Origin of the sequence: Stenotrophomonas sp. yr243, assembly GCF_900184195.1 — a bacterium.
GTDB lineage: Bacteria > Pseudomonadota > Gammaproteobacteria > Xanthomonadales > Xanthomonadaceae > Stenotrophomonas > Stenotrophomonas lactitubi.
This window is the reverse complement of record NZ_FXWT01000001.1, coordinates 1326480-1353346: the sequence shown is the minus strand read 5'-3', so window position 1 is coordinate 1353346 and position 26867 is coordinate 1326480. Positions and strand designations below refer to the sequence as shown.

27 protein-coding genes and 6 tRNA genes are annotated in these 26867 nt (G+C 63.9%); 22 read left to right on the top strand and 11 right to left on the bottom strand.

The genetic code is table 11. The annotated features are described in order from the left end of the window. Window positions 1-62 precede the first annotated feature (62 nt). The 4 genes from ppk1 to QOL57_RS06495 form a co-directional block, all read right to left on the bottom strand. Entirely contained in the window at window positions 63-2150 is a 2088-nt protein-coding gene (ppk1, locus tag QOL57_RS06510) for a polyphosphate kinase 1 (protein ID WP_089239073.1), read from the bottom strand. Window positions 2151-2154: 4 nt separating this feature from the next. After that, window positions 2155-3486, bottom strand: a complete 1332-nt coding sequence (gene phoR, locus QOL57_RS06505) for a phosphate regulon sensor histidine kinase PhoR (RefSeq protein ID WP_089239075.1) — start codon at window positions 3484-3486, stop codon at window positions 2155-2157. Window positions 3487-3591: 105 nt separating this feature from the next. Then, window positions 3592-4281, bottom strand: a complete 690-nt coding sequence (phoB, locus tag QOL57_RS06500; RefSeq protein ID WP_089239076.1) for a phosphate regulon transcriptional regulator PhoB — start codon at window positions 4279-4281, stop codon at window positions 3592-3594. Window positions 4282-4397: 116 nt separating this feature from the next. Then, window positions 4398-6098, bottom strand: coding sequence for a M48 family metalloprotease (locus tag QOL57_RS06495; protein ID WP_176429862.1), 1701 nt, complete (start codon window positions 6096-6098; stop codon window positions 4398-4400). Window positions 6099-6190: 92 nt separating this feature from the next. On the opposite strand from QOL57_RS06495, the gene grxC reads away from it, so the two are divergent. The 6 genes from grxC to QOL57_RS06465 all read left to right on the top strand — a co-directional run bounded on the left by grxC (window position 6191) and on the right by QOL57_RS06465 (window position 10879). After that, window positions 6191-6481: a glutaredoxin 3 gene (gene grxC, locus QOL57_RS06490; RefSeq protein ID WP_025878124.1), complete on the top strand. Its 291-nt coding sequence runs from the start codon at window positions 6191-6193 to the stop codon at window positions 6479-6481. Then, window positions 6478-6870: a carboxymuconolactone decarboxylase family protein gene (locus QOL57_RS06485; protein ID WP_005408260.1), complete on the top strand. Its 393-nt coding sequence runs from the start codon at window positions 6478-6480 to the stop codon at window positions 6868-6870. The genes grxC and QOL57_RS06485 overlap by 4 nt, the downstream gene beginning before the upstream one ends. 328 nt (window positions 6871-7198) lie before the next feature. Beyond that, entirely contained in the window at window positions 7199-8203 is a 1005-nt protein-coding gene (locus tag QOL57_RS06480) for an isocitrate dehydrogenase (protein ID WP_089239080.1), read from the top strand. Between the two features lie 182 nt (window positions 8204-8385). After that, window positions 8386-9129 carry a cysteine hydrolase gene (locus QOL57_RS06475; RefSeq protein ID WP_089239082.1) on the top strand — a complete coding sequence of 248 codons (744 nt, stop codon included), beginning with the start codon at window positions 8386-8388 and terminating at the stop codon, window positions 9127-9129. A gap of 53 nt (window positions 9130-9182) precedes the next feature. Continuing rightward, complete coding sequence (locus QOL57_RS06470; protein ID WP_089239084.1) at window positions 9183-10091, top strand: LysR family transcriptional regulator; 909 nt, start codon at window positions 9183-9185, stop codon at window positions 10089-10091. 26 nt (window positions 10092-10117) lie between these two features. Further along, window positions 10118-10879, top strand: coding sequence for a sulfite exporter TauE/SafE family protein (locus QOL57_RS06465; protein WP_089239086.1), 762 nt, complete (start codon window positions 10118-10120; stop codon window positions 10877-10879). A 4-nt stretch (window positions 10880-10883) separates the two neighbouring features. Here QOL57_RS06465 and QOL57_RS06460 read toward each other — a convergent pair whose 3' ends face one another. Further along, window positions 10884-11516 (bottom strand): flavin reductase family protein, encoded by a 633-nt coding sequence (locus QOL57_RS06460; protein WP_089239088.1) that lies wholly within the window; start codon window positions 11514-11516, stop codon window positions 10884-10886. A 96-nt stretch (window positions 11517-11612) separates the two neighbouring features. Then, window positions 11613-12371: a Bax inhibitor-1/YccA family protein gene (locus QOL57_RS06455; RefSeq protein ID WP_089239090.1), complete on the bottom strand. Its 759-nt coding sequence runs from the start codon at window positions 12369-12371 to the stop codon at window positions 11613-11615. A 181-nt stretch (window positions 12372-12552) separates the two neighbouring features. Here QOL57_RS06455 and QOL57_RS06450 point away from each other — a divergent pair. The 4 genes from QOL57_RS06450 to QOL57_RS06435 all read left to right on the top strand — a co-directional run bounded on the left by QOL57_RS06450 (window position 12553) and on the right by QOL57_RS06435 (window position 13594). Further along, window positions 12553-12629: transfer RNA gene (locus QOL57_RS06450), tRNA-Pro, on the top strand. Window positions 12630-12667: 38 nt separating this feature from the next. After that, window positions 12668-12744: transfer RNA gene (locus QOL57_RS06445), tRNA-Arg, on the top strand. A gap of 237 nt (window positions 12745-12981) precedes the next feature. After that, the gene (locus QOL57_RS06440) at window positions 12982-13152 is read left to right on the top strand and encodes a hypothetical protein (RefSeq protein WP_157803068.1); all 171 of its coding nucleotides are present in this window, start codon (window positions 12982-12984) and stop codon (window positions 13150-13152) included. Between the two features lie 4 nt (window positions 13153-13156). Next, window positions 13157-13594, top strand: a complete 438-nt coding sequence (locus QOL57_RS06435; RefSeq protein ID WP_089239092.1) for a type II toxin-antitoxin system death-on-curing family toxin — start codon at window positions 13157-13159, stop codon at window positions 13592-13594. A gap of 62 nt (window positions 13595-13656) precedes the next feature. Here the strand turns inward: QOL57_RS06435 and QOL57_RS06430 are convergent, their stop codons facing one another. Beyond that, entirely contained in the window at window positions 13657-14175 is a 519-nt protein-coding gene (locus tag QOL57_RS06430) for a hypothetical protein (protein ID WP_176429863.1), read from the bottom strand. 391 nt (window positions 14176-14566) lie between these two features. Here QOL57_RS06430 and QOL57_RS06425 point away from each other — a divergent pair, with 391 nt between their 5' ends. The 3 genes from QOL57_RS06425 (at window position 14567) to QOL57_RS06415 (ending at window position 16434) form a co-directional block, all read left to right on the top strand. Next, on the top strand, window positions 14567-15049 hold the full coding sequence (locus tag QOL57_RS06425; protein WP_244900752.1) for a hypothetical protein: 483 nt from the start codon (window positions 14567-14569) through the stop codon (window positions 15047-15049). Window positions 15050-15311: 262 nt separating this feature from the next. Continuing rightward, on the top strand, window positions 15312-16010 hold the full coding sequence (locus QOL57_RS06420; RefSeq protein ID WP_089239096.1) for a hypothetical protein: 699 nt from the start codon (window positions 15312-15314) through the stop codon (window positions 16008-16010). A 13-nt stretch (window positions 16011-16023) separates the two neighbouring features. After that, window positions 16024-16434 carry a hypothetical protein gene (locus QOL57_RS06415; protein ID WP_141134246.1) on the top strand — a complete coding sequence of 137 codons (411 nt, stop codon included), beginning with the start codon at window positions 16024-16026 and terminating at the stop codon, window positions 16432-16434. Between the two features lie 155 nt (window positions 16435-16589). Here the strand turns inward: QOL57_RS06415 and QOL57_RS06410 are convergent, their stop codons facing one another. Together QOL57_RS06410 and QOL57_RS06405 are read right to left on the bottom strand one after the other, a co-directional pair. Beyond that, window positions 16590-17963, bottom strand: coding sequence for an XVIPCD domain-containing protein (locus tag QOL57_RS06410; RefSeq protein ID WP_244900754.1), 1374 nt, complete (start codon window positions 17961-17963; stop codon window positions 16590-16592). Window positions 17964-18060: 97 nt separating this feature from the next. Continuing rightward, on the bottom strand, window positions 18061-18699 hold the full coding sequence (locus tag QOL57_RS06405; protein WP_089239102.1) for a hypothetical protein: 639 nt from the start codon (window positions 18697-18699) through the stop codon (window positions 18061-18063). Between the two features lie 101 nt (window positions 18700-18800). Between QOL57_RS06405 and QOL57_RS06400 the strand changes: the two genes are divergently transcribed. Next, window positions 18801-19259: a hypothetical protein gene (locus QOL57_RS06400; protein WP_283401531.1), complete on the top strand. Its 459-nt coding sequence runs from the start codon at window positions 18801-18803 to the stop codon at window positions 19257-19259. A gap of 489 nt (window positions 19260-19748) precedes the next feature. Here the strand turns inward: QOL57_RS06400 and QOL57_RS06395 are convergent, their stop codons facing one another. Both QOL57_RS06395 and QOL57_RS06390 read right to left on the bottom strand, forming a co-directional pair. After that, the gene (locus tag QOL57_RS06395; RefSeq protein ID WP_283401530.1) at window positions 19749-20003 is read right to left on the bottom strand and encodes a hypothetical protein; all 255 of its coding nucleotides are present in this window, start codon (window positions 20001-20003) and stop codon (window positions 19749-19751) included. A 253-nt stretch (window positions 20004-20256) separates the two neighbouring features. After that, window positions 20257-21177 carry a hypothetical protein gene (locus tag QOL57_RS06390; RefSeq protein ID WP_089239104.1) on the bottom strand — a complete coding sequence of 307 codons (921 nt, stop codon included), beginning with the start codon at window positions 21175-21177 and terminating at the stop codon, window positions 20257-20259. 719 nt (window positions 21178-21896) lie between these two features. On the opposite strand from QOL57_RS06390, the gene QOL57_RS06385 reads away from it, so the two are divergent. The 8 genes from QOL57_RS06385 to clpX all read left to right on the top strand — a co-directional run bounded on the left by QOL57_RS06385 (window position 21897) and on the right by clpX (window position 26752). After that, a tRNA-His gene (locus tag QOL57_RS06385) sits at window positions 21897-21973 on the top strand. 79 nt (window positions 21974-22052) lie between these two features. Next, window positions 22053-22128, top strand: a tRNA-Lys gene (locus tag QOL57_RS06380). 149 nt (window positions 22129-22277) lie between these two features. Next, a tRNA-Lys gene (locus QOL57_RS06375) sits at window positions 22278-22353 on the top strand. Between the two features lie 282 nt (window positions 22354-22635). After that, on the top strand, window positions 22636-22938 hold the full coding sequence (locus tag QOL57_RS06370) for a hypothetical protein (protein ID WP_141134247.1): 303 nt from the start codon (window positions 22636-22638) through the stop codon (window positions 22936-22938). A 123-nt stretch (window positions 22939-23061) separates the two neighbouring features. Then, window positions 23062-23146, top strand: a tRNA-Leu gene (locus QOL57_RS06365). A 191-nt stretch (window positions 23147-23337) separates the two neighbouring features. Continuing rightward, window positions 23338-24633, top strand: a complete 1296-nt coding sequence (gene tig / locus QOL57_RS06360) for a trigger factor (RefSeq protein WP_089239108.1) — start codon at window positions 23338-23340, stop codon at window positions 24631-24633. 76 nt (window positions 24634-24709) lie between these two features. Beyond that, a complete protein-coding gene (gene clpP / locus QOL57_RS06355) occupies window positions 24710-25336 on the top strand; it encodes an ATP-dependent Clp endopeptidase proteolytic subunit ClpP (RefSeq protein ID WP_025878142.1) in 627 nt (208 codons plus the stop codon). 126 nt (window positions 25337-25462) lie between these two features. Continuing rightward, window positions 25463-26752 (top strand): ATP-dependent Clp protease ATP-binding subunit ClpX, encoded by a 1290-nt coding sequence (gene clpX / locus QOL57_RS06350; protein ID WP_089239110.1) that lies wholly within the window; start codon window positions 25463-25465, stop codon window positions 26750-26752. Window positions 26753-26867 lie beyond the last annotated feature (115 nt).

Sequence of the window (26867 nt, the reverse complement as noted above, 5' to 3'; positions counted from 1 at the left end):
GGTAGATCCACGCCATGCGTGGATGCATCCAAACGTGCCGACCAAGGTCGGCACCTACCGGGTCAGAGTCCCTGCATCAACGCCATCTGTGCCGAATGCGGGGCTTCGTCGTGGGCCGGGGCGCGCTTGTGGTAGATGCCTTCGGCATCCAGCTCCCAGGCGTTGAGGTTGTCGTCCAGATAGTTCTGCAGCACCTCGCGATAGACCCGCTTGGCCAGTGCCGGGTCGAGGATCGGGAAGCAGGTTTCCACCCGCCGCAGCAGGTTGCGTTCCAGCCAGTCGGCGCTGGCGCAGTACAGCTCCGGTGCGCCGTCATTGCCGAACCAGTAGACCCGGCTGTGTTCCAGGAAGCGGCCGACGATCGAGCGCACGCGGATGTTGTCCGACACGCCGGGTACGCCCGGGCGCAGGGTGCAGGCGCCGCGGATGATCAGGTCGATCTGCACCCCCGCCTGTGAGGCGGCGTACAGCGCACGGATCACCTGCGCTTCGTTGAGGGCGTTCATCTTGGCGATGATCCGCGCTGGTCGCCCGGCGGCAGCGACGCGTGTCTCGCGCTCGATCCTCGCCAGGATCCCGGTGTGCAGGGTGAAGGGCGACTGCAGCAGGCGCTTGAGCTTCATCTTCGAGGCCAGCCCGGACAACTGCTGGAACAGCAGGTGCACGTCGTTGCCGATGTCGGCATCGGCGGTGATCAGGCTCAGGTCGGTGTAGGCGCGTGCGGTACCGCTGTGGTAGTTGCCGGTGCCCAGGTGCACGTAGCGGCGCAGCTTGCGGCCTTCGCGGCGCACGATCAGCAGCATCTTGGCGTGGGTCTTGTAGCCGACCACGCCGTACACCACCTGCACGCCGGCTTCCTGCAGCCGATCGGCCAGGCCCAGGTTTGCTTCTTCATCGAACCGCGCGCGCAGCTCGACCACCACGGTCACGTCCTTGCCGGCACGTGCGGCCTGGATCAGCGCATCGACGATCAATGAATCCTTGCCGGTGCGGTACAGGGTCTGCTTGATCGCCAGCACGTTCGGATCCAGTGCGGCCTGACGGATCAGGTCGAGCACTGCAGCGAACGCGTCGAAGGGATGATGCAGCAGCAGGTCCTTGCGTGCGGTGGTCTCGAAGATGCCGTCGCTGTCGCGCAGGGTGCGCGGGGTCATCGGCGGATACTTCAGGTCCGGCTGCGCGATCAGGTCGTACAGCTGGATGATGCGGTTGAGGTTGACCGGTCCATCGATGCGGTACACCGCGTTCTCGGTCAGGCCGAAGTTCTGCAGCAGGGTGCGGACGATGTCGCGCGGCATGTCGTGGGCGATTTCCAGGCGCACCGCAGGACGATAGCCACGGTCCACCAGCTCGTCGCGCAGGGCCAGCGCCAGGTTTTCCACTTCCTCCTCGTCCACCACCAGTTCGGAGTTGCGGGTGACACGGAACTGATAGGCGCCCAGCACTTCCAGGCCCGGGAACAACTCGTCCACGAAGGTGGACAGCACCGAGGACAGGAACACGAAGTTCTGCGGGCCGCCGAGTTTTTCCGGCAGCTGGATGATCCGCGGCAACGAACGCGGCGCACGCACGATGGCCAGGTGGCCGGTGCGGCCGAACGCATCGGTGCCCTTCAGCACCACCACGATATTCAGCGACTTGTTGAGGATCTTCGGGAACGGATGCACCGGATCCAGGCCCAGCGGCGACAGCACCGGCATGATCTCGTTGCGGAAGTAGGCACGCAGCCAGCGCTTCTGGCGGTGGGTCCAGGAGTTGCGGCCGAGCACGCCGATACCGGCCTCCATCAGCGCCGGGCGCAGTGTCTGGTTCCAGCAGCGGTACTGCTGGTCCACCAGCTCGGCGGCGCGCTCGTGGATGGCATTGAGAATGGCCTGCGGGCTCATGCCATCCGGTGCCGGCGGCAGGCCGAACTCCTGCGCATGACGGACCGCAGCGGCACGGATCTCGAAGAATTCATCCAGGTTGGTGCAGGAGATGCACATGAAGCGCAGGCGCTCCAGCAGCGGCACCTGCGGGTCCATCGCCTGCGCCAGCACGCGGAAGTTGAAATCCAGCTGCGACAGTTCGCGGTTGATGTACAGCGCCGGGTCGCGCAACGGATCGCTGTCCGTGCTCACGGGGAGGGGGAGGGATCCGAGGCTGCTCATGGCGTCATTCTTCGAAGGAGGTCAGGGGGGCGGATTCGCGCGGTCGCACGTGGTCGGCATCGAAATGGCAGGCGAACACCGAGCCCTTGCCGACCTCGCTGTCGATTTCCAGGCGTGCATGGTGCAGGCCGAGGATGTGCTTGACGATCGACAGGCCCAGGCCGGTGCCGCCGCTTTCGCGCGAGCGGCTGCTGGAGACACGGTAGAAACGTTCGGTCAGCCGCGGCAGGTGCGTGGCGGGAATACCGTAGCCGGTGTCACGCACCGCCAGCACCACACCATCCCCCTCGCGGCGGAACTCCACCGCGATGCGGCCACCGGCCGGGGTGTAGCGCACCGCGTTGGTGACCAGGTTGGAGAATGCGCTGTGCAGTTCCTTGGTCGAGCCCTGCAGGTCCACGCCGGCCAGGTCGTCGATGCTGATCTGGTGGCGGCCCTGGCTGTGCGCCTCGGCTTCGCGGCGCAGCGTGGCCAGCATGGGCTGCATGGCCACCGTCTCGGCCTCGCTGTGTTCCTGCGATTCCAGCCGCGACAGGGTCAACAGGTCTTCCACCAGCTGGGCCATGCGCTGGCTCTGCTTGCGCATCTCTTCCAGCATCGGTCCGGTTCCCGGGAAATCTTCCGGGTCCATCATGTCCAGGTAGCCGTGGACCACGGTGAGCGGGGTGCGCAGCTCGTGTGAAACGTTGGCCACGAAGTCGCGGCGGACCTGTTCCAGGCGCAGCAGCTTGCTGACGTCACGGGCGATCAGCAGCCAGTAGTCGGACGAATAGGGAATCAGGCGCAGGTTCAGGCGGATCGCCGGATCGACCGGCGAGGGCACGTCCAGGATCGGTTCGGCATTGCGGCCACCGGCCAGCCAGTGGGCAAGCGGCATCGGCTGCAGGCGTTCGACCAGGGCTTCACCCAGATCGCCGGGATGGTGCAGGCCGAGCAGCGCCGTGGCCGCTTCGTTGAACCACTGTACGCGCTGGCTGTTGCGGTCCAGCACCACCACGGCGTCGGGCAGCGCGGCGGCGGCGGCGCGATAGCTGCGCAGCATGTCCAGCAGGCGTCGCTTGCGCACGCGCATCTCGACCTGGTTGCGGTACAGCAGGCGGTCCAGCTCGTTCCAGACGCCGGTGCCTTCGGCGGCGGTATCCCAGCGCTGGCGCGCGGTCAGCCGGCGCAGCACGCGGCGCAGCCGCCAGTAATGCCAGACCAGCGTCGCCAGTGCCGCCAGCGCGATGCACAGCCACAGGTGGCCAGTGAACCATCCGACCAGACCGGCCAACAGCAACACGATGGCCACGGTGGCCAGTGTCTTCAACCAGGCAGAGCGGATGTGGCGGGGCATTGCGGTCTCGTCGTGGGTTGCGGCGGTTCACGCAGGTGAACCGAGGGTTATAGCAGAGTTGCCGACGCCGGCACCGTGGGGTGCACGGCGCCGGCACGACGAGGCTCAGGTTGCGGTGGAGAAGCGGTAACCGGCACCGCGCACGGTCTGCACCATGTTCTCGGCGTTGAACGGTTCCAGCGTCTTGCGCAGGCGGCGGATATGCACGTCGATGGTGCGTTCTTCCACATACACGCTGCCGCCCCACACATGGTCCAGCAGCTGCGCACGGGTGTACACGCGCTCGGGGTGGGTCATGAAGAAGTGCAGGAGACGGTATTCGGTCGGGCCGATCGGCACCGGCTGGTCGTTGGCGAACACGCGATGGGCGGCGCCGTCGATGCGGATCGAGCCCACCGCCACGCTGCCGTCCTCGTCATCGTCGCGGGCGCGGCGCATGACCGCGCGGATCCGGGCCAGCAGTTCGCGCGCCGAAAACGGCTTGACCACGTAGTCGTCCACACCGGCTTCGAGGCCGCCGACGCGGTCGTTCTCTTCGCCGCGTGCGGTCAGCATGATGATCGGCACTTCGCGGGTCAGGGTTTCCTTGCGCCAGCGCCGGGCCAGGTCCAGGCCGCTGGTGCCAGGCAGCATCCAGTCCAGCAGGATCAGGTCGGGGACACGGTCGGCGATGGCGGTCTGGGCCTCGCGGGCGTCACCGGCGTGGACAGGTTCGTAATCGCCCTTGCGAAGGGCGAAGGCCACCATTTCGCGGATCGCGGGCTCGTCATCGACGATCAGGATGCGTTTCTGCACGAGGGCACCGTAGGGCTCAGTTACTGGAGTGGTGCCAGTAGACTACGGTTTGATGACATGTTTGTGACTACCTGGCCGGCATCTGGCATTCCTGCCATCTGCCGGTCATGCCGCACTCAGCGGCGGTCCAGGTCCGGGTCCTGTACACCCTGCCGGCGCAGCTCGAGCACGGTGGGCGTGATCGACTCGATCCGCGCATCCACCCGGGCCCGGCCGACGTAGTCCAGGGCGGGGTTGCGCTTGAGTGCCTGCAGCTGCATCAGGGCCTGTTCCGGGCGCCCGCCCAGGAATGCCGCCTCGGCATAGGCCTCGCTCGCGCGGACACTGTCACCGGCCAGTTCACTGGCGCGGGCGTAGCGCTGCTGGAAGACCGGATCGTTACCGCTTTGCGACAGCAGCGGACGCAGCATCGCCTGCGCGCGCTGTCCCGCGGCCTGGCCTCCCTGTTCGTTCAGGATTTCGGCATAGGTCAAGGCCACCGGCCGGCTGTTGGGGTGCTCATGCAGCAGCTGCTCGAAGCGTGCATTGGCCTGGGTGGACTGGCCGGTGCGCGATTCCGCCTCGGCCAGGGCCAGGGCGACCCACAGGCTGTCCGGGTGGGTCTTCAGCAGGTCGGTCAACGTCTGCCGGGCCTCGCTGGCACCGCTGCGGCCACCGCGCATCGTGGCCAGTGCCTGGCCGTAACGCTGGGCAACGTCCAGGCCATCCTTCTGCCGCCGCGCAAGATCGGCGTACTCGCGTTGCAGTTCGGCCGGGCTGTCGGCGCTGAGTACGCGCAGGCGTTCACGGGCCCAGTTGAAATCGCCACTGGCGCCGCGACTGAGCTGTCCGATCGGAACCCGCAGCACGCTGCTGGGCAGCAGCGGGTTGATGCCACGCAGCAGCGGATCGCCCAGGGTCGGGTCGGCCGGATCCACCCGTTCCCTGCGCTCGCCGCTGGGCGTGCGCGTGGTCAGCAGCACCGTGTCCTTCTTCATCTGTTCGGCGCGGGCCTTGGCCTCGCTGATGCGGGTGGTGTTGACCGGGTGGGTGCGCAGGAAGTCCGGAACGCTGTAACCGCCGTCGTTGCCGCGCATCGCCGAGGACATGCGCTCGAAGAAGCCGGCCATCGCATCCACGTCGTAGCCGCTGCGCGACAGCGTGCGGATGCCCAGCCGGTCGGCCTCGGATTCATTGGAACGGGTGTAGTCGATCTGCCGTTGCTGCATCAGGCCCATGCCCGAGCTGATCGCCGCCATGGTGGCGTTGCCCGAGGAGGAGCTGTTGCTGGCCTGGGCGGCGACCACCGCCGCCAGCATGCCCAGCAGGATCGGGATCTGGTCGCGCTGGGCGCGCTCGACCCCGCGCAGCACGTGCTGCTGGGTGACGTGGGCGATTTCGTGCGACAGCACCGCCGCCACCTCGTCCTCGCGCTCGGCCGTCAGCACCAGGCCGGCATTGACGCCGATGTAACCGCCGAGGGTGGCGAAGGCATTGATCTGGCGGTCCTTCATCACGAAGAACGTGTAGGGCTGGCGCGGCTGGTCGCTGTTGGAACCGAGGCGGGTGCCCATGGTCTGCAGCCAGTCGTTGACCAGCGGATCGTCCAGCAGGTAGCCGTAGTTGCGCAGCTCGCGCAGCATCATCGCGCCGTACTCGGCCTGGCGGGCCGGGGTCAGCAGTTCGCCCGCCGAGGAACCGATGTCCGGCAGCTTCTCCTGGGCCTGCGCCAGCGGGGCAGCCAGGGCCAGGGTGAGGGCAGCGGTGAGCAGCAGGGGTCGCAAGCGGTCGATCCTCGGGCAGAGTCTGCCCAGCGTGGCAGGGCAGGGGGCAACCATTCGTTAATCAATCCACAGTGTTGCGGGCGTGGCGTGGAAATTCCAGCGCACCGGTACCATATATGGACCGTCGATCCATCGTGGAGTTTCCCGTGACAGCCCAGTCCGCCGGCGCTACCCCCGCCATCACCATCTATTCCACCGCCGTCTGCCCGTACTGCGTGGCCGCCAAGAACTTCCTCAAGAGCAAGGGCCAGCAATGGACCGAGGTCCGCATCGACCTGGACCCGGTCGAGCGCGAGAAGATGATGGCCAAGACCCGCCGTACCAGCGTCCCGCAGATCTTTGTGGGCGACGTCCATGTCGGCGGCTACGACGACATGATGGCCCTGCACCGTGAAGGCAAACTCGAGCCGCTGCTGGCCGGGCAGGGCCAGGCATGAGCGCGGCCGACGACGGCAGCAAGGACCGGATCGCCGAGTTCACCGACTTCCGCAAGCGCATGAATGAACGCATCCTGGGCGAGCCGAACCAGGTGGTGCGCCGCTTCTTCGCGCTGGACACGCAGACCTACCAGGCCGGCGCGCTGGATGTGAAGACCAAGGAGCTGCTGGGCCTGGTGGCCTCGATGGTGCTGCGCTGCGACGACTGCATCAGCTACCACGTGGCCCAGTGCAAGGACGCCGGGGTGACCCGTGAAGAGTTCTTCGAGACCTTCTCGGTCGGCCTGGTGGTCGGCGGCTCGATCGTGATCCCGCACCTGCGCCGCGCCGTGGACTTCCTGGACCAGCTGGAAGGCGGCGCCGCCGCCCCGGCCGCGCACGAGCACTGAGCCCGGACGCTACCGCGAACCGGGCTCTCTGGTAGTGCCGGCCGCTGGCCGGCATCCAGTGGCCCCAAAGTGGCAGAGGTTGCCGGCCAGCGGCCGGCACTACCCGCGATCTTTCCGCCCAGGAGCCCCTTCCTGTTGAAGTGGCGCGCCGACAGGCGGGGGTAGAGGAGGAATGCGCGGGCAATTCTGCCTTACCCGGGAACTGGGACCATGGTCTATTTGGGACCTCGGCCCCGGCTCAGGCATAATTGCGGGTGAAACTTCCTTTGCGCCGGCGTTTCCGGGCACGTCCGGACGGCGTTTTTCCCCCTGTTCGGAACATCGATCAATGACGCAGAAAATTACGGTCATCCGCGGCGACGGCATTGGCCCGGAAATCATGGACGCCACCCTGTTCGTGCTCGACCAGCTCAAGACTGGCCTGGAGTACGAAGACGCCGACGCCGGCCTGGTGGCCCTGGAGAAGCACGGCGATCTGATGCCGGCGGTGACCCTGGAATCGATCGCGCGCAACAAGGTCGCGCTGAAGAGCCCGCTGACCACGCCGGTCGGTGGTGGCTTCACCTCGATCAACGTCAGCCTGCGCCGCCACTTCGACCTGTACGCCAACGTGCGTCCGGCCCACACCTTCCCGAACACCAAGTCGCGTTTCGACAACGTCGACCTGATCACTGTTCGTGAGAACACCGAAGGCGCGTACCTGGCCGAAGGCCAGGAAGTGTCGGCCGACGGCGAGACCGCGTTCTCCGGCACCCGCATCACCCGCAAGGGCTCCGAGCGCATCGTGCGTTACGCCTTCGAGCTGGCCCGCAGCACCGGCCGCAAGAAGGTCACCGCCGTGCACAAGGCCAACATCATCAAGTCGACCTCGGGCCTGTTCCTGGCCGTGGCGCGCGAAGTGGCGGCCAAGTATCCGGACATCGAGTTCCAGGAAATGATCGTCGACAACTGCTGCATGCAGCTGGTGATGCGTCCGGAACAGTTCGACATCATCGTCACCACCAACCTGTTCGGCGACATCATCTCCGACCTGTGCGCGGGTCTGGTCGGTGGTCTGGGCCTGGCCCCGGGTGCCAACATCGGTGAGAACGCGGCGATCTTCGAAGCCGTGCACGGTACCGCACCGGACATCGCCGGCCAGGGCAAGGCCAATCCTTGCGCGCTGCTGCTGGCAGCGGCACAGATGCTGGACCATGTCGGCCAGCCGGAAAATGCCGAGCGCCTGCGCAAGGCCATCGTGGCCACGCTGGAAGCCAAGGATTCGCTGACCGGCGACCTCGGCGGCACCGGCAACACGATGGGCTTCGCCAAGGCGATCGCCAGCCGCCTGTAAGCAGCGGCTCGACCTCGGTCGGATCCACAGCGGGGCGCCTTCGGGCGCCCCGTTGCGTTTCACCACCTCCTCAAAAATTGATTTGTGCACATTTCGCACAGATCGTGTGCTCGGATGTGGCTGGTTCGTGCGTTCAACGCTCCTCATCCTGTGCCGACTTTCCCTCACACAGGAGCTTGACCATGAACCTCGCTGCCTTCGGCCTGGCCAGCCTGATCGGCATGGCCGCCACCACCCCGGCGGCCGCCACCGAGTCGTCCCATCCCACCATCCGCCATATGGCCGGCGCCCCGGCTGCCACCTCGCTCGACGCAGCGAAGACGGCCGTGCTGGTGATCGACTTCCAGAACGAGTATTTCGATGCCAGCGCCGCAGCCGGTTTCGCCGGTGGTCGCATGGTCATTCCGGATGGCGTGGCGGCCCTGCGGCAGACGCGCCGCGTGGTCGACTTCGCCGACGCCAACGGCATCCGCGTGATCCATGTGCAGCACGTGCTGCCGGCTGGCGCGCCGCTGTTCGCAGAGGGCAGCGTCAACGCCGCCTTCCACCGTGACATGCAGCCGCGCAAGGGCGAGACCGTGGTGCAGAAGGACAACGTCAGCGTGTTTGCCGGTGCATCGGCAGCGGTATTGGACAAGGCGCTGAAGGACGCCGGTATCGACACCCTGATCGTCACCGGCCTGCAGACCCATGCCTGCGTTGCCGGTGCTGCACGTGATGCCGCTGCGGCGCCGCGCGGCTATCGGGTGATCGTGGCCTCCGATGCCTCTGCCAGCCGTGATCTGGATCTGGTCAATGGCGGGAGCATCGGCCATCGTGCATTGCATGAAGCGTCGCTGGCGCAGATCGAGGATGCCTTTGGCGATGTCATGACCACCTCGGCGATTCTGGCCCTGCCGGTGCGCAAGGCCGGCGACGACGCTTGATAAGCTGGCGGGGGCCCCAGCCAGCGGGCCCCGCCGACTGGAGTCACCTCCCGATGGATCATTTCGCCGCCCTGAGAGCTTTGCGCGCGATCGTCGATGCAGGCAGTTTCACTGCCGCCGCCGAGCGGCTGGACACCACCCATTCGGCGATGTCGCGGCAGTTGCGTCAACTTGAAGAGCACCTGCAGGTGCGGCTGCTGGATCGCAACAGCCGGCGGCTGTCGCTGACCGAGGCCGGGCGCGACTACTACCGCGAGGCGGTGGCGCTGCTTGACCGGCTGGAGGCCGCCGATGACCGAGCGCGGGCCGGCCAGGCCCAGCCCAGCGGGCGCGTGCGGGTCAGTGTGCCGCAGGTGGTCGCCAGCCAGGAATTGCCGCATTGGCTGCCTGGCTTCCTGGCGCGCTATCCGCAGGTGGCACTGGAACTGTCGGCCGACGATCAACTGGTCGATGTGGTCGGCGGTGGCTTCGATCTCGCCCTGCGCATCGCGCCGTCCTTGCCTGACAGCCAGTTGGTCGCCCGTGAACTGGCGCGATGCCCGCGCATCCTGGTTGCGGCACCAGCCTACCTCGCCCGGCATGGACTGCCTCGACAGGTTGCCGATCTGCAGAACCATACGTTGTTGGCATTCAACCCGGTTGCGGCGATCACGCCGTGGCAGCTGCACGGGCCGCGCGCTGCCGTCGTCAGCATGGAAGCAGGCCAACGACTGCGCGTGGACGCTACGCCGGCACTGTATGCGGCTGTGCTGGCCGGCATGGGCATCAGTCTGTTCACTGCGCTCACGGTGCAGGAAGACCTGCGCGCCGGCCGGTTGATCCGCGTGCTGCCGAGCTGGCACGGTGGCACGCGCTGCTATTTCGCGCTGTATCCCCATGCGCGTGCGCTGGCGCCGAAGGTGCGCGCGCTGGTCGATCACCTGGCCGCGCATTACGCTGCAGCGTCGGGTGCGGCAGGGTAGCCGCACGGCAGCGGTGAGGAGTGGGGATGGAATCGGTGTATCTGCTGGTCGCGTTGGGCGCGATCGTCGCAGGGTTCGTACAGGGCCTGTCGGGTTTCGCGTTCGGCATGGTCGCGATGTCGTTCTGGGCGTGGGGGCTGGATCCCCGGCTTGCGGCGACGCTGTCGGTGTTCGGCGCGCTGGTCGGCCAGTTGCTGGCGGTGTTCACCGTGCGCCGTGGCTTCAACCTGCGCCTGCTGCTGCCGTTCGTGCTCGGCGGGTTGGCGGGCATTCCGCTGGGCGTGCTGGTGCTGCCGCAACTGGACATGGTCTGGTTCAAGGCGCTGCTGGGAGGATTCCTGGCGCTGTGGTGCCCGGTGATGTTGATGGCGCGTTCGCTGCCGCCGGTCACCGTGGGTGGTCGGGTTGGCGACGCATTGGCCGGCATGGCCGGCGGTGTGCTCAGCGGCATCGGCGGCTTTGCCGGACCGGTGCCGACGCTGTGGAGCACGCTGCGTGGCTTCGGCAAGGACGAGCAGCGCGCGGTCATCCAGAACTTCAACCTGGCGATGCTGGCGGTGACCATGGCTACCTATGTCGGTACCGGCATGGTCACCCGGCAGATGCTGCCGTACTTCGCCATCGTCGCGCCGGCGATGCTGGTGCCAACGCTGCTGGGGGCGAAGCTGTATGTCGGTATCAGTGAAGCGCGTTTCCGGCAGATCGTGCTGGGGCTGTTGACGGCCTCTGGCGTTGCCATGCTGGCCTCGTCGTTGCCGTTGCTGCTGTCCCGTGGGGCGGCGGGATGAGGGCTCAGGCGGGCCGCAGCATGCGGAAGCGTTGGTCGGCGGTGATCCGGAAATAGTCGGCCGGTCCGCCGCCGCGCAGGATGGTGTCGCTCGCTGCAGTGTCGTAGATGCCGTCGACGAGCAACCGCGTATCGATATGCACGGCGACCACTTCTCCCAGTACCAGCCAGCCATTGGTGTCGTTACCGGCCGCATCACGCAGGCGCACGATCTGCGTGCAGCGGCACTCCATGCTCACCGGGCTCTGCGCCACGCGCGGCGGTGCAACCTGCTCCGATGGCAGTGGTGTCAGCCCCGCCAATGCGAACTCGTCCACTTCGGGCGCGACAGCGCGGCAGCTTTCGTTCATTGCCTGGGCCAGGTCGAATGTGGCGAGGTTCCAGACAAACTCGCCGGTGGCTTCGATGTTGCGCAGCGAGTCCTTGCGCCCCTGGCTGCTGAAACCAATGATCGGCGGCGTGTAGTTGAAGGCGTTGAAGAAGCTGTAGGGCGCCAGGTTCACATTGCTGTCGGCATCACGACTGGAGATCCAGCCAATGGGGCGCGGGCCGATGATGGCGTTGAACGGATCATGTGGCAGGCGATGGCCGTCGGCCGGGCGATAGCTGTGGAAGCGGGGAGGGAGGGTGTCTGCCATGGGGCGTGTTTCCGGGGGAGTCGAGCGTGCTCGACGCTACAGAAAAGGCCGCGATCCCGACGGACCGCGGCCTTGTCGTTTACGGCATGACCAGGATCAGCGTTGCTGGATCTTCGACAGCAGGCGCAGGAACTCCACATACAGCCAGACCAGGGTCACCATCAGGCCGAATGCGCCATACCATTCCATGTACTTCGGTGCGCGCTGGGCTGCGCCGGTTTCGATGAAATCGAAGTCCAGCACCAGGTTCAGCGCGGCCACGACCACCACGAACAGGCTGAAGGCGATGCCCCAGCCGCTTGAGGAATGGATCAGCGGCACCTGGATGTTGAAGAACGACAACACGAACGAAGCCAGGTACAGCAGGGCGATGCCGCCGGTGGCCGCGACCACGCCGAGCTTGAAGTTCTCGGTGGCCTTGATCACGCCGCTGCGGTAGGCGATCAGCAATGCGAACAGGGTGCCGAAGGTCAGCAGCACCGCCTGGAAAACGATACCCGGGAAGCGCAGTTCGAACAGCGCGGAAATCGCACCCAGGAACAGGCCTTCGACCAGCGCATACATTGGCGCGGTGACCGGTGACCACTCCTTCTTGAAGATGGTGATCAGGGCCAGGACCAGGCCGCCGATCGCGCCGCCCATGGCGTACAGCTTGGCACCGGCCATCACCTGGCCATAGTCGTCCACGCTCTGGTTCCAGGCGAAGGCGGCGGTCAGTACGGTCAACAGCAGCAGGAGGCCGGTCTTGTTGACGGTGCCGTTGATGGTCATGGCCTGGTCGGGGCTGGTCACCACCGAGCCACTGGCCAGATCGAGGAAGGTCGACTCGGAAAGAGCCGGGTTGCCGCTGCGCATGCGAGGTCTCCGTGCGAAAAGGGGGCGATTCGGCCATCCGGCCGATGGCTGCGAGCATAGCCGATGGCTGCGTAAGCTGTGGTCATGGCGGGGCGGGGCAGGGATTGCGCGTTGACAGTTCGTACGACGCTTGGCCACAATGGTCAGCTCCCCGGGTCCATACCCGAGGGGATTGCAACACCGGGGTATAGCGCAGTCTGGTAGCGCGCCTGCTTTGGGAGCAGGATGTCGGGGGTTCGAATCCCTCTACCCCGACCAATCCACATCACGTCGGATTGGACGCCGTTCCGGTTCGGGCGCCCGTAGCTCAACTGGATAGAGCACCGGCCTTCTAAGCCGGCGGTTACAGGTTCGATTCCTGTCGGGCGCGCCATTGGAATCAATGAGTTACGCGTGATTTTTGCCGATCTCCGGAATTGGCTCCGGAATTTCAGGCCGGCTCTACCTGTGATTGCTGCGGCCTGATTGCTATGGCAGAGGTCTACGAACCTGAACCTACGACACTTTTTTCAAAAAGATTGTTGCTAACAGGCGTTCGCAGAGTTAGTGTGGCGCCATGCGTATTACACATGTAATACGTTCCCCACTCAAACCTCTCAGGGCAGAGACTATGAACGCCATGTTGAAGCGCGTGTCTGGTCCGCGTACGGCGGCCCGGACTATCATCGTCGGTGACGGCAAGACTCTTACTGGGTCTTACCTCAACAAGAAGCAGGCCGAGCGCGCTGCTGCCATCATCGAACGTCGCCGTGAGGCCCTCGCCTACCTGGCGAAGCGGTAAAAGCTTGTCTGATCCGGTGTACTTGGACTTAGAGGCCATTCTGGCACTCTACGACGACTTGCGGCATGATTTTGCCGTGGGCGTTGCGTCCATCGACCCCTTCAAGATTGAGGGGGCACTGAGCCGGGTCGAGAGCAACTTCGTGTATGGGAATCCCCCTCCCGGGATTCCCCAGCTGGGGGCTCTGCTCGGGTACTCCATTGCTAAGGCGCACGCGTTTGGCGATGGAAATAAGCGCACCGCTTTTGCCGCCATGGATCTGTTCCTGCAGCAGAACGGATGGGTCAACGGTGCTGATGGCATCGAGACGGCCAAGAAAATTGAACAAGTGGTCGCCAACGAAATCAGCGAGGCGGAGTTCATCGAATGGATCGCGATGCACTGTGTCGATGAGTACGAGCTGTTTGAAGAAGACCACCAGTTTGAGGAAGACGTCGAATAAAGCCCCGCTAACAGCGGGGCTTTTTGTTTGCGCCAGCCATGTGTATCCCAGGCGTCGTCGGTTCAAGCTCCTTCGCCAGACTCGCCAACTGTTGGTAGTGAGTGGTCGTAGACGTGCATCATCGCGTCCGTCTTGTGCCCGCTGGCCTCCTTCTTGTCCCCCTTGGTGTCGGTCACGCCCCGATGCTTCAGGCTGTGTAGGCCGAACCGCTCATCCTGGCTCAGGATCCCATCCTTCACCGCATTGCGCATCATGCGCCCCCAGGCAGTCTGCCAACCCGCCTCGGTCAACCGCTCCCCGTCCTCGCTGACGAAGAGATAGCGGTTCTCTGACCGGATCGGAATCACTCCCCCGTTCTTCTCCCATATCGCCGCGCGCCGCGCCCGCAGCATCCCGGCCACACGGCCATTGGCGTCAAGCGACATGGTCCAACTTGCGCGGTATTCTGCGACGCCGTTTTCGTTGATGGTCGTACGGGCCTCAATGCCCTGCGTTACCTGCGCGTACTTCAGATCAAGACCTACAGCGCCTGGCTGCCAAGGCGAAGGAGCCGCCTGATCGGGCTTGGCCTCCTCAAGCATAGGCTTCATCATCGCAAAACGCCCCAGCCCGTTCGTTCGTGCGCGGACCAACACTTGACCGAGAACAGCATCTGCCGGCGCGACAGCGAATACGTGGCCACGCAGGTAGTTCGAGGGACTAGGCCCGCCAGGGCCGAGGTTTGAGAAAGCCGCACTCGGGGCGTGATCGACCGCACCCACCGCGCCGACGGCACGCGTGTGCTGTCCATCCACCCGGACTGCCTGTTGGACTTCCGCGCCCTGCCCTTTGCAGACGGTTCGTTCCCCCTCGTGGTGTTCGATCCCCCGCACCTGGTGCGCGCCGGCAAAGACAGCTGGCTACCCGACCAAGGCAAGCCACTGGCTACGCTACCTGCGCCGTGTGTTCGGCTGGGCGCGCGAGCACGATCACGTGACCACAAACCCTGCCGCCGGCATCAAGCAGGTCAAGGAGAAAGGGGACCATCGAATGCCGGCCGTCGACGTGTTCCGGCGAGTTCAGGCCTACGCGAAGCAATGCAGCGCGCGCGGACCTCGCGCCAAGGGCGCGGTGCCGCCCTACCTGTGGGCCGCGATGGAACTGGCGTACCAGGCACGTCTGCGCGGCATCGAGGTGTTGACGCTGACCGACGCGCACGTGGATGGCGAAGTGCTGCGCACGAACCGCCGGAAGGGTAGCCGCGACAACCTGGTGCGCAAGGGGGCCGAGACCGAGGAAGCGATCGCGATACGTTCGGTGAACAACGGCACGACGAGCACGATTGATTTCCTGTTCGACAAGGTGAGATTCGTGTCCCCAGGCAACGGCCGGCGGATGGAATACAGCGATGGCCACTTCACCGGATACGACGAGAACAACGTGCGGCGAATTCGTCTTGGGACATGGAGTAGCTGATGCCTACCGGACTGCAATGCTGGGATGAGTACGGAGACATCTCGGTCGACCTTACGAGCCGAATGACCCGCCTCCTTGGGGGCGTGAATCAGAGTGGCGGAGGATCTCTTCAAGAGCCCGCGCTTTCGCAGGGCGTCCCTTTCGTGCTGCCGATTCTTGACCAGAACGGGCTCATGTATCCAGCAGATATCACCGTGCCGACAATCAGTGGCACAACCGTCAGCTGGACTACACCCGCAAACTTCTATTTTGGAACGTACTGATGCCTGCCGGGTTCCAGTTCATCAACGACAACGACAACGTCATCATTGACGAAAGTTTCTTCAATTACGCTTTCATATCGAAGCACACGCTGACCTTCCAGAATGCAGCAGGGCCGGTCACGGGAGGTTTCGGAAACCAAGCCTTCCTGACTGTTCCTGGCGACAGGCCTTTGGTAGCCGCGCGCTGCAGCAAACCCTTCACGGTGAGTCGTGCTCGCCAAGTGAGTGGAGGGTGGCAGTTCGGTTGGATCAGCGTGCATGGAGGCGGCGCTGCAGTGGGCGACACGATTGAAGTCTTCGTTTTTGACCGCCCTCCGGTTCGGTCAGGCCCGGGCTTCGGACTTCAGGTGTTCGACGCCCAGGAGCGTGTTGTCTTCGATTCGCAGAACCGGTACATGCGCGTAGTGGATGCTCGGACCTTGGTGGGCTCTACGCCGTCTGCAGACGTGAATCTAGGCCCGGGCACCTACGCGCAGATCATCACGGTGCCGGGCTTTCGCTGGACCGGTGTGCAGGCCTCGCCGAGCGCGGATTGGCAATGGGCCTGCTTCGCGGGTCTGCTTACATCGAATGGAAGCGGCTACACAGTCGCGCAGGGCACGACCGGGGAAGGGACGTATGCGTTCTTCGGCAATCCGGCGCCGCGGGCGATCAGCAGTCAGATGCACATCATGACCGTAAACTTGGCGGGGTACTGACGTGGAGACCAACATGGCATTGATAAGCGAGAGCGCGGCCTTCGGAACTCGGGTGGAAGCAATTGCGCCCCGCATAGGCATCGACTGGAATCCGTACACCAACGATGGCCCGGTAACATTTCACTTTGAGAAGCTGACCACCCGGGCAGGCGGCACGGTGTTGGAGCGCACCTTTCTGGGTGTCCTTCCCGCAAAGATTAGTGAACTGGTGGCAAAAACCTACGTCATCACCAACCCGCTAACCGGTGAGGAAAGTACGGAGCCAGGGTGGAAGCTCATGGCGATGATCAAGGCAGCGATCGACGCCATCTATCTTGCGAGCCTGCAGCCACCAACAGGCGTGGTACAGCAGCCCCGGTGGAGCCCGGGCCGACCGCTTGAGGGGCTGTCCCCTGCAAACGAGTTTGCCGCAATTTCCCCGTGAGAGCGGGGGGGCTGATAGTGTTGCTGGATGGCGGCATGTGCTACTCCGCCCAAATCGAAGCCGCCTATCAGAAGCTGGTCCGCATGACTGGCGCCACCGTGTCGCTGCAGGAGTTCGCCGCGCTCTACGCACGCGACCCAGACAGGCGCAGCGGCCTAGCCCATGCGCATCGCGGCTCGCGTCTGCTCTTGAGCGTGATCCTGCTGGGCGACCTGCTGTGCCTGTGAAATCTGCTCGACCTTGGCGAGCGAGTGCTCCACGGGCGTGTTGACCGCCTCGCTGATCGCCACCGATGCCCGCAGGTGTGCCGGGTTGTCGAGCGCTCCCTGCACGACGAACATGCGCTGGTCTGAACCGTTGGGAGGTGGATTGCCCAGTACGACATGATCGACGCGCTCCAGGCCGCTGCTCTTGGCCGTTGCCAGCAGGCTGGCCGTTACCCGCTCACTGGTTTCATCGAAGCTGCGCCCGTGCTTGGCATCCACCGCGGATACGCCGTCGCGGATCTGCCGGTAGAGCGCATGGTCGGGGTGGCCTTCCTTCCTGGGATCCACACCCGCCTTGTCCAAGGTGGATTCGATGCTTTCCTGCAGCGGGCTCGTGGGAGAGAAACCCGGATTGCTCAGAGAGGGCGAGCCCTTGTCGGTGGCGTCCTGTGCCAGTCGCTCGCCAGGTTTGAGCGCGCTGTGGCCCCGTTGCTCCGCCTCAGCCTCCTGGCGAGCGTACGCACCGGCTTCCTCGGTGCCGCGCAGATAGTTGACCCCATCACGCATGAGGCCGGGGCCGCCGCCGACAAGCACCGTCGCTCCCGCGCGTAGTTGACGGATGTCGCTGCGGTACTCGTCAATCCGGCGCAGGTCTTCGGGGTTTGTGACCCGGGCAGCGGGGTCGTCCAGCACCGAGTGCACCGGCCCCTTGTCGGTCATGCGGTCAAGGAAGTGAACCAGTCGATGGGAATCGCCCAACTGCACCGCCACGGCGGCGGAGATGGCATGGCCGCTCCTCAATCCGGGCGCCATGAGGGACGCGAGGTGCTGGCCCTGCTCGGCGTTGCGCAGAACCTCCAGTTCCTTGGGTAGCGCGTACATCTCAACCTTGCCGTAGTGCGGGCCACCGGCACTGACCAGGTCACCCGCCATCACATGGTTGGTGAAGGGCGCCGCATTGGCGGGTTGGCCTTCGGGCATGCGGTATGCCAGCCCCGCAGCACCGTACGGATTGAAGGCGTCGCCAGGGAGGTTGTAGTGGTGCGCGGTGATCTGCGCGAGTGCACCGCCCAGGGAGTGGCCGGTGACGTGTACAGGCCCAGATCCCCTTTCATCGGCCAGCTTGACGGCTTGCTTCGTCAGTGCGAGGGCATCATCAATCTGTGCGTTGACTCTAGCGGTAACCATCGCCGCGTCGATCCCTCCATCCAAGACGGGCTGACGGTCGAACTCCGTGCCGCGGTGGGCAACGATGATTTCGTTGGATTTTAGGTTTTGGTAGATGACGCCTTGGTATCCGGAGGTTGAGTTCAGGGAGGCCAATACTTGGTACGCCGTCCCTGCAATGGTTTCGCTGGACTTGGGGGCGGGAGCGGATCACCGTAGACATGGTCTGAGAGCGCTGCATTTTCTATAGGATTCATGGGGCTACTCCTTCAGTCCGTGAGGAGATCTCAATTGGAAAATATTTTGATTGATCGGGCAATGGGAGCTTGTCGAACCTAGTCTTTGTCTCGGTCCATGCGCTTTCAGGTTGCTGCCCAGCGATCATGGGCTTTAGTGCCTTTTCTACGTATGTAATAGAAGGTTCACCTTCATCAATTTCAGGAAAGAAGGCCGGTACAGAGGCATTAATTGATCGATCTACGACGGTGAAAGTGAAAGATGCTTGTACGACGTCTGCGGCCCATGTGCATGGGCCGCGCCCGTAATAGTCAGCAACCTCCATCCCATCTTTGAACACGGTGCTGGTGAATTCATTTGCACTGATGCGCTGTACGGGGAACTCAACTGAGTGCCGTTTCGGCTCGTACTGCACGCCCTCATAGTTGCTGACCGGGGGAAGGCAGAGCGGATCTATCGCGTATGAGACGGTGATCTTGGGAGTTGGGACGTCCACAGGTGCATCATGGACCCGGATCACAATCGGCAGCGCATCCTTGGGCGCAGGATTTTCTCGGTAGACCGGATATGTGCGTTCCTTGCTGCAGCCTGTAACGGCCAGTGCGATCAAAGCGATCAGCGCAACATGAGGAAGGGTTGGGAGGGATTTCAGCATGAGCGGTCCATGTCGCTGATTGAGGTGATACACGGGGGCAGTACAGGGTTACTACGGGGCATGGTCATCGGCGTGTGAAGCTGCCGGCAGGGTTGCCCTGAGTGTTGATCGGCTGCATGGGCATGGTCGTGGGAGGCGGCGTACGTGCGACATTCCGGGGCAAACGCGACAGTTTGCGCGCTGCAATCTGCCCGATCCCGGGGTATCTATCCCTGCGCATCTGTGGTGCGGGGCCTTGCGAGGTAACGTTCATCGGCGTTCCATTGCTCTTCGTCGTCAGACTATACGGCCCGATTCTGCCGTGCCCCATGCAAGAGGCGGTAGCCCGGCTGGTGGACAGTACGGCCACCGAGCTACCGCCGCCGATGCCCGGCCTGCCGCCGACACCTGAGCAGCTGCAGCAGGCCCGTCGCCTGGCGGAGGCCGGCACGACGGAGCTTGAGCGGGTGAAAGAAGCGCTTGAACCGCGCAAGCCGCCGGCAGCGGCCAAGCCCAGGGCGAAGGATCCGATGAAGGCTTGGCTGAGGGCGGGGCGCCACCAGATGGGCCGCGCCGTCTGAGCGCAGAGCCTCCAGAAAACTCGCTACCCAGCCCTTGCGCTGCAAGGGCCTGCATGCCCATGCTCCAGAAATGAAGTCAAAGCAAGTCTTTGATTCGCATCTAGAGTCAGGCAGACTTCTAAGCCGGCGGTTACAGGTTCGATTCCTGTCGGGCGCGCCATTGGAATCAATGAGTTACGCATCCCGGCCTGCGAGAACTGGCACGCCTTCCGCGTGCTCCGGAATCTTCTGTGGTGAACCTTTCCCCATCCTTGCCGATGAACGGAGCCCGCCCCTCGAAGCGTCTAAGCGCGTGAACTGCGTGATGCCACCCGGGTTGCGGCGCCGTGCGTGGTCAAGAGTCCGGTAGCAGACCCCTTGCCCGGAGGCGCAGGAGCAGCCCGGCGTTGGAATAGGGCAACGCGATCGACAACGGAAAAGGCCAGCGCAGTGCGCTGGCCTTCCTTGTGTTGCGGTGGAGTCACTCTGCTCCAGTGCATCCCTGATGGGTCACATCTGTTCCAGGTCGCCCACGCGCACCTTGCCACCGCCGCCACCGCAGTTGCCGTAGCAGCCGCCGCCGATCGGGCCGCTGCCACCACCGCCGCCGCCACCACCACCACCACCACCACCACCGCCGCCTCGTGCAGGCGGTGGCAGGACCGTGGAAATGACGTTGCCACTATCGAATGTCTTGTTGTCGCGCAGGATATAGTCAGCGCAGACGATGCCATTGCACACGGTCAACGTGTCTCCGGGTTTCATCCGGTTTGCAACCTGCCACACAGTTCCGCTGCTGGGGCTCAGGCGCTCTCGTTCGTTGGAAAGCACGCGGTAAGTGGCTTCATCCGGATTCGGGACGGTTACCGCGCACTCGCTGCACTGGAGAACGCCGCGTTTTGCCGCATACGCTTCCCAGGTGGTCAGAAGTGCCAGCGTTGCGAGCAGGACCGAGAGATGCTTGGCCCTGAACCTAAAAGTGTCGTTGATTCCCACAGTTTGCATCTATTCCTTTCCCCTATTTCAGGATGCAACAGTTCTGGTAGATTTTTTCAGCAAGCTTTCGTGAGTTGGCCTTCTCCTCCTGAGTCAGGTTGTTTTCGTAGCGCATCAGGTCTTCATTCGTGACCAGGCGCGGATTGATCCTCTGCACCGTGCGTGCGTATGCCCAAGCGCGCGATGCGTCGGGATTGGTGAAACTGCCGGATGCGTACGCCCGTTCAAGATCGCCCAGCGCGGAAATGTTTCCTTGGGCAGCCAGCACGTCGAGGTAGTTGAGCGCTGTTTCCTTCCAACGTTCGAGCTTCGCTGGATCACGAATGGCGTCATCGAGCGAACCGATGACTTTCTCCGGAGACAGCGAGTAAGCGCGCATAGCCTCCTGCGAACCCATGGCGGCAGCCTTCGAGAGCCAGTCTGTTTGATAGATGTCCTGGTCCAGTACCAGCGATTCGCACTCCTTGAGGATCCGCTCGGACCTTTCCAGGAACCATCCGCCCGCGCCGACACTGGCGGCCGACTCGGCCAGCGTGTCAGCGCGGTCGGAGGTAAAAGTCCGGCACTGCTCGATGGTGAGATAGATTTCGTGGGTTGCCGTGGCATCTCCGGATTCGGAGCGCAGCATCAGTTGCTTGACGTGGGCGAGCGCGTCACCGGGAGGGCGGAACTCATGTCCCCTGACGATTTCGTAGGCCTTCGGTCCCACGGCCTTGTACGAGCCTGGCGGGATCTTGTTGTCCCTCTCAAGCCTCTGTGCGGTCGCTGCACCCGACGTCGGAGGCTGACTTCCCTGGGCAGGCCCGTCCTCCTGGCTGCCACGCTTCCTGGATTCCCCTTGTGTGGCATCGGCAGTCGCCTGCTGCCGGTAGCTGGACACTGCAACGGCTGCTACTGCCAGCACTGCTGCCAGCGTGACGAATCCGATTAGCCGCTTGTTCATCAATTGATCTCACCTTCATTGCAGGAACCGGCATGGTTGCAAACGCGCGCCTCGCGTTCCATGTCCAGCAGCTAACGCTGTATGAACGGATCTCCCCCATTCCGATTCGGGATTTGCTCACCATTGGTTCACATTTCATTCACGCAATGATGGATTGATCAGGCTTGGTGGAAGGTGCCGGGCAGGGTAGGGAAGTGCCTGCGTTCGAGAGTGCTTGCGCTCACTGTGTCGTCCGACGTGATCGATGTGCCGGGCGTCGACATTGAAGATCCTGATGACGCGCAAGGAAGACAGGCCATCGTTTTCCCGTCGCGCGTTTCCTGCGTAGTGCGGGATCACGCAACGCGATGGGTCCATTGCTCGGCGGAGAGGTGTTGCCGTGCCTGCCGTTGCAGGCCACTCCCAAGAGAGAGGTGGCGCTGGCATTCCCGGGCGTGCATGCAGCCACGTTGCACGCGATCCCGGCAGGGCAGCCATGGCCCATGCTGCACTTCGCAGGTGCGGTCGACGTGATCGCGGTGTCGGGTTGAGCGAGCGCAGGGGGAGCGGAAAACCCTGTTCCTGCCCCTGCACATTAATGTGAAGAAGTGCTTGCAATTCCCGAGCGACTCCCGGAAAATGCCGGACTCGCTTCGGGGCACGGACTTCTGGTTCCGCCCGGTTGCAAAGCATCAAGCTCCTGCGTCAGCCGCATCGACGATGGAGCGAAAGTTTCAGTGGTGGCTGTAGCTCAGTTGGTTAGAGTACCGGATTGTGATTCCGGTGGTCGGGGGTTCGAATCCCCTCAGCCACCCCACTGGTTCAACCGCGTCGGCAACGCCGAAACGGTATTGCAATAAACAGAGTGCACGCTACAATGTGCGTCTGAGTTTCAAGGGCTGTTAGCTCAGTTGGTAGAGCAGTTGACTCTTAATCAATAGGTCCAAGGTTCGAATCCTTGACAGCCCACCAAGACAGAAGCCATCGGGTCCACCCGGTGGCTTTTTTCTTCAGATGTAACCCTTCGCGATGGATCGCCGGTTGCAGTGCTTGTTTCAACCAGGTTGAAGAAAGTGCTTGCAACGCCCTCGCGGATCGGGTCATAATTCGCCCCCGATTTCGGGCTGTTAGCTCAGTTGGTAGAGCAGTTGACTCTTAATCAATAGGTCCAAGGTTCGAATCCTTGACAGCCCACCAGACGAAAGCCACTTGGTCCGCCAAGTGGCTTTTTTCTTGCCTGCGACAGCGTCGGTAGGCCCGCGCTCGGCGTGGATGAAGGTCGCACGAAACGCGCAATCCACGCACGGCGTGGATCCAATGAAGCACGGCTGAAAGCAGCGTCAAATACGTCATCGGCATGTTCAATGCTGTGAGCTGCTTCTCACCGGTTGCCATCGGCATCGCTCCCAATAGGTGTTCCGCGCCGAAGGCGCATGCATGAGGAATGCTTTGATGGCCATTAACAGGACTGTGAGTCTGATGCTGTCCGGCCTGGCGGTGATCGTGCTGTCAGGTTGCAGGGCGGACGACGCCGCCACTGCCGGGGCCACGCCGGATCACGCGCAGACGGTGGAGCGCGCTGCGGATGTCGAGCATGTCCCAGCGCAACTGGTCGACACGGCGATGGCAATGCGTCCGGCTGAGGCAACGGGGGAGGGGGTACCTGCGGAGACGGTTGAAATGAAGCGCTCTGAAGACGGCGCGACGCTTGAGGCCCGCAAGCGCGATGCTGCGGTGGGCAGCGATGGTGCGGCGTCCGGGCAGATGCAGCCCGCGCGTTGATCCGGTGGCCCGGGTCGGCACCGACCGCCCGGGCTGCTTTCTCCATCAAATGGCGTATTCAGTTTTGTGGAGGCCTTCCGCTTTCCGCCCCCGCCTGCAACAATGAACACCTGAGCCGGCCACGCGAAAGTGGCGGAATTGGTAGACGCCCTGGATTTAGGTTCCAGTGCCGCAAGGCGTGGGGGTTCGAGTCCCCCCTTTCGCACCAGGCCGGCCCGTCCCCCGCCCAGTCGGGCATTCCGCGTCAACCCCTGCGCCCCGCCATGCTGGCGGCGCCGCCCGAATTGGGCGAAACTAAAGGGCTGCGGCAAGCAGGCGCGTCATCGACGTCGTGTCCTTACAACCGTTTCATCCATCATCGAGCCGGGGGCCAGGGCGCCACCGGTGGCAGGAGTCAACATGCAAGCTTCGATCGAAACCATCGGCAACCTGGAACGCCGCCTGAGCTTCTCGCTGCCGGAAGACCGTCTGCAGAGCCACATCAACGGCCGCCTGGGCGAAATCGCCCGCACCACCCGCATCAAGGGTTTCCGTCCGGGCAAGGTGCCGGCCAAGGTGATCGAGCAGCGCTTCGGCGCGCAGGTCCGTGGCGAGGCGCTGGACGGCCTGCTGCGTGAGACCTTCGACGCCGCCGTGCGCGAGCACGACCTGCGCATCGTCGGCAGCCCGCGCATCGACAAGGGCGACGAGGGTGAGTTCTCCTTCGTGGCCACCGTCGAAGTGGTGCCGGACTTCGGTGACATCGACGTCAGCAAGCTGACCGTCGTGCGCCACACCGCCGAGATCACCGACGCCGACATCGACCAGATGATCGAGAACCTGCAGACCCAGCGTCGCAGCTGGTCGCCGGTCACCCGTGCCGCACAGGACGGCGACCTGGTCGCACTGGAAACCTGGTCGCAGGCCGGTGACGAGCGCCTGCCGGCGGAAGGCACCGAGAAGGGCAGCATCGTGCTCGGTCAGGGCATGATGTTCGAGACCATCGAGCAGGGCCTGGTCGGCATGACCAAGGACGAAGAGAAGACCCTGGACGTCGAGTTCCCGGCTGACTGGCGCGTGCCGGCGCTGGCGGGCAAGACCGTGCAGGTCACCGTCAAGGTCACCGACGTCTCCGAGCCGGTCGTGCCGGCGGTCGATGAAGCCTTCATCAAGAGCTTCGGTGTGAAGGGCGGCGACGTCGAGCAGTTCCGCAGCGACATCCGTGCCAACCTCGAGCGCGAGCTGAAGGGCGCGCTGATGAACCGTCTGCGTCGTGAAGTCGGCGAGCAGCTGATCGCGGCCTACGCTTCGGTGGAAATGCCGCCGCGCCTGGTCGAGAACGAAGCCCGCGCCATGCTGGCCCAGCAGGTCGAGCAGATCCGCCGCAGTGGCCGCAACCCGGGCGAGATCCCGGCCGATGCCCACGAAGGCTTCAAGGACGCTGCTGCCAAGCGCGTGCTGGTCGGCCTGGTGGTCGGCGAAGTGGCCCGCAGCAACGACCTGCGCCTGGAACCGAAGCGTCTGAATGAAACGATGCGTCTGATCGCTTCGACCTACGAAGAGCCGGAGCAGGTCATTGAGATGTACCGCAACGACCCCCAGCTGATGTCTGGCCTGCAGAACCGCGTGATGGAAGAGCAGGTGATCGACTGGATCGCCGAGCGCGCCCAGCACACTGAAGAAAAGCTGTCGTTCCAGGACGCGATCCGCCAGTAATCCCTGGCGGATTGCCGGATACCCCGCGCCAGCCCTGGCGCGGGGGTGTTTCCCCCCAAGATAGGTACCTCACGAAATGGACAACCGAACCAAAGCCCTGAACATGGTTCCCATGGTGGTCGAGCAGACCAGCCGCGGCGAGCGTGCCTACGACATCTATTCGCGCCTGTTGAAGGAGCGTCTGATCTTCCTGGTTGGCCCGATCGACGATCACATGGCCAACGTGGTGGTGGCGCAGCTGCTGTTCCTGGAAGCGGAAAACCCGGAAAAGGACATCAGCATCTACATCAACTCGCCGGGTGGCGTGGTCACCGCCGGGATGGCGATCTACGACACCATGCAGTACATCAAGCCGGACGTGAGCACCATCTGCGTCGGCCAGGCCGCCTCGATGGGCGCGCTGCTGCTGGCTTCCGGTGCAGCCGGCAAGCGCTATGCGCTGCCGAACTCGCGGGTGATGATCCACCAGCCGCTGGGTGGCTTCCAGGGCCAGGCCACCGACATCGACATCCACGCACGCGAGATCCTGACCCTGCGTGCGCGCCTGAACGAAGTGCTGGCCAAGCACACCGGCCAGTCGCTGGAGACCATCGCGCGTGATACCGAGCGCGACAACTTCAAGAGCGCGGTCGATGCGGTCGCCTACGGCCTGGTCGACCAGGTCCTGGAGCGTCGTCCGGAAGAGTCGATCCAGGCTGGCTGACCGGCACTCACGGGGCCATGGCAGGCCCCGTTCCTGCAGGGTCGGGTGGACTGATGTCCCTCCGGCCCTGTGTTATTCTCGAATCGAACCCCCGTTCAGCGGGTGGCGTAACTGGGTAAGCGAAGCATGAGCGAAGACCGCCAAGGTCGTTCCACGGACACCGGCAAGATCCTCTACTGCTCTTTCTGCGGCAAGAGCCAGCATGAAGTGCGCAAGCTGATTGCCGGTCCGAGCGTGTTCATCTGTGATGAGTGCGTGGAGCTGTGCAACGACATCATCCGTGAAGAGCTTGAGGAAAAGGCGCAGTCGGCACGCAGTTCGCTGCCCAAGCCGCGCGAGATCCTCGAGGTGCTCGACCAGTACGTGATCGGCCAGAACCGCGCGAAGCGGACGTTGGCCGTGGCCGTGTACAACCACTACAAGCGCATCGAGAGCCGCCAGAAGAACGACGAAGTCGAGCTGGCGAAGTCGAACATCCTGCTGGTCGGCCCGACCGGTTCGGGCAAGACCCTGCTGGCCGAGACCCTGGCCCGCCTGCTCAACGTGCCGTTCACCATGGCCGACGCCACCACGCTGACCGAAGCCGGTTACGTGGGCGAGGACGTGGAGAACATCATCCAGAAGCTACTGCAGAAGTGCGACTACGACGTCGAGAAGGCACAGCAGGGCATCGTCTACATCGATGAAATCGACAAGATCTCGCGCAAGAGCGAGAACCCGTCAATCACCCGCGATGTGTCCGGCGAAGGCGTGCAGCAGGCCCTGTTGAAGCTGATCGAAGGCACCGTGGCCAGCGTTCCGCCGCAGGGTGGCCGCAAGCACCCGCAGCAGGAATTCCTGCAGGTGGACACCAAGAACATCCTGTTCATCTGCGGCGGCGCGTTCGCCGGGCTGGACAAGGTGATCCAGCAGCGTTCCAACGACTCCGGCGGCATTGGCTTCGGTGCCAAGGTGAAGAGCAGCGAGCGCAAGCAGGAAGTGGGCAAGGTGCTGGCCGAAGTCGAGCCGGAAGACCTGATCAAGTTCGGCCTGATTCCCGAGTTCGTGGGCCGCCTGCCGGTGGTCGCGACTCTGGAGGAGCTGGACGAGCCGGCCCTGATCCGCATCCTGACCGAGCCGAAAAACGCCATCACCAAGCAGTTCAAGAAGCTGTTCGAGATGGAAAACGTCGAACTGGAGTTCCGTCCGGACGCGTTGTCGGCCATCGCCAAGAAGGCGCTCAAGCGCAAGACGGGTGCCCGTGGCCTGCGTACCATCGTCGAATCGGTCCTGCTGGACACCATGTACGACCTGCCGTCGCAGGAAAACGTCAGCAAGGTTGTCGTGGATGAATCGGTGATCGAGCACAAGTCCGAGCCGTACCTGATCTACCAGACCCCGCCGGCCCCTGAACAGAAGGCCGCTGGCGCCGAATGATTCTTTCAACTTGTTGAATAGAAAGAATTTTCTCGGAACGTCTTGCATCTGAAAGCCGATGGCCCCATAACGGGGCCATCGGCTTTTTTTGTCTCCGGAAGATGCCCTCCCGGAG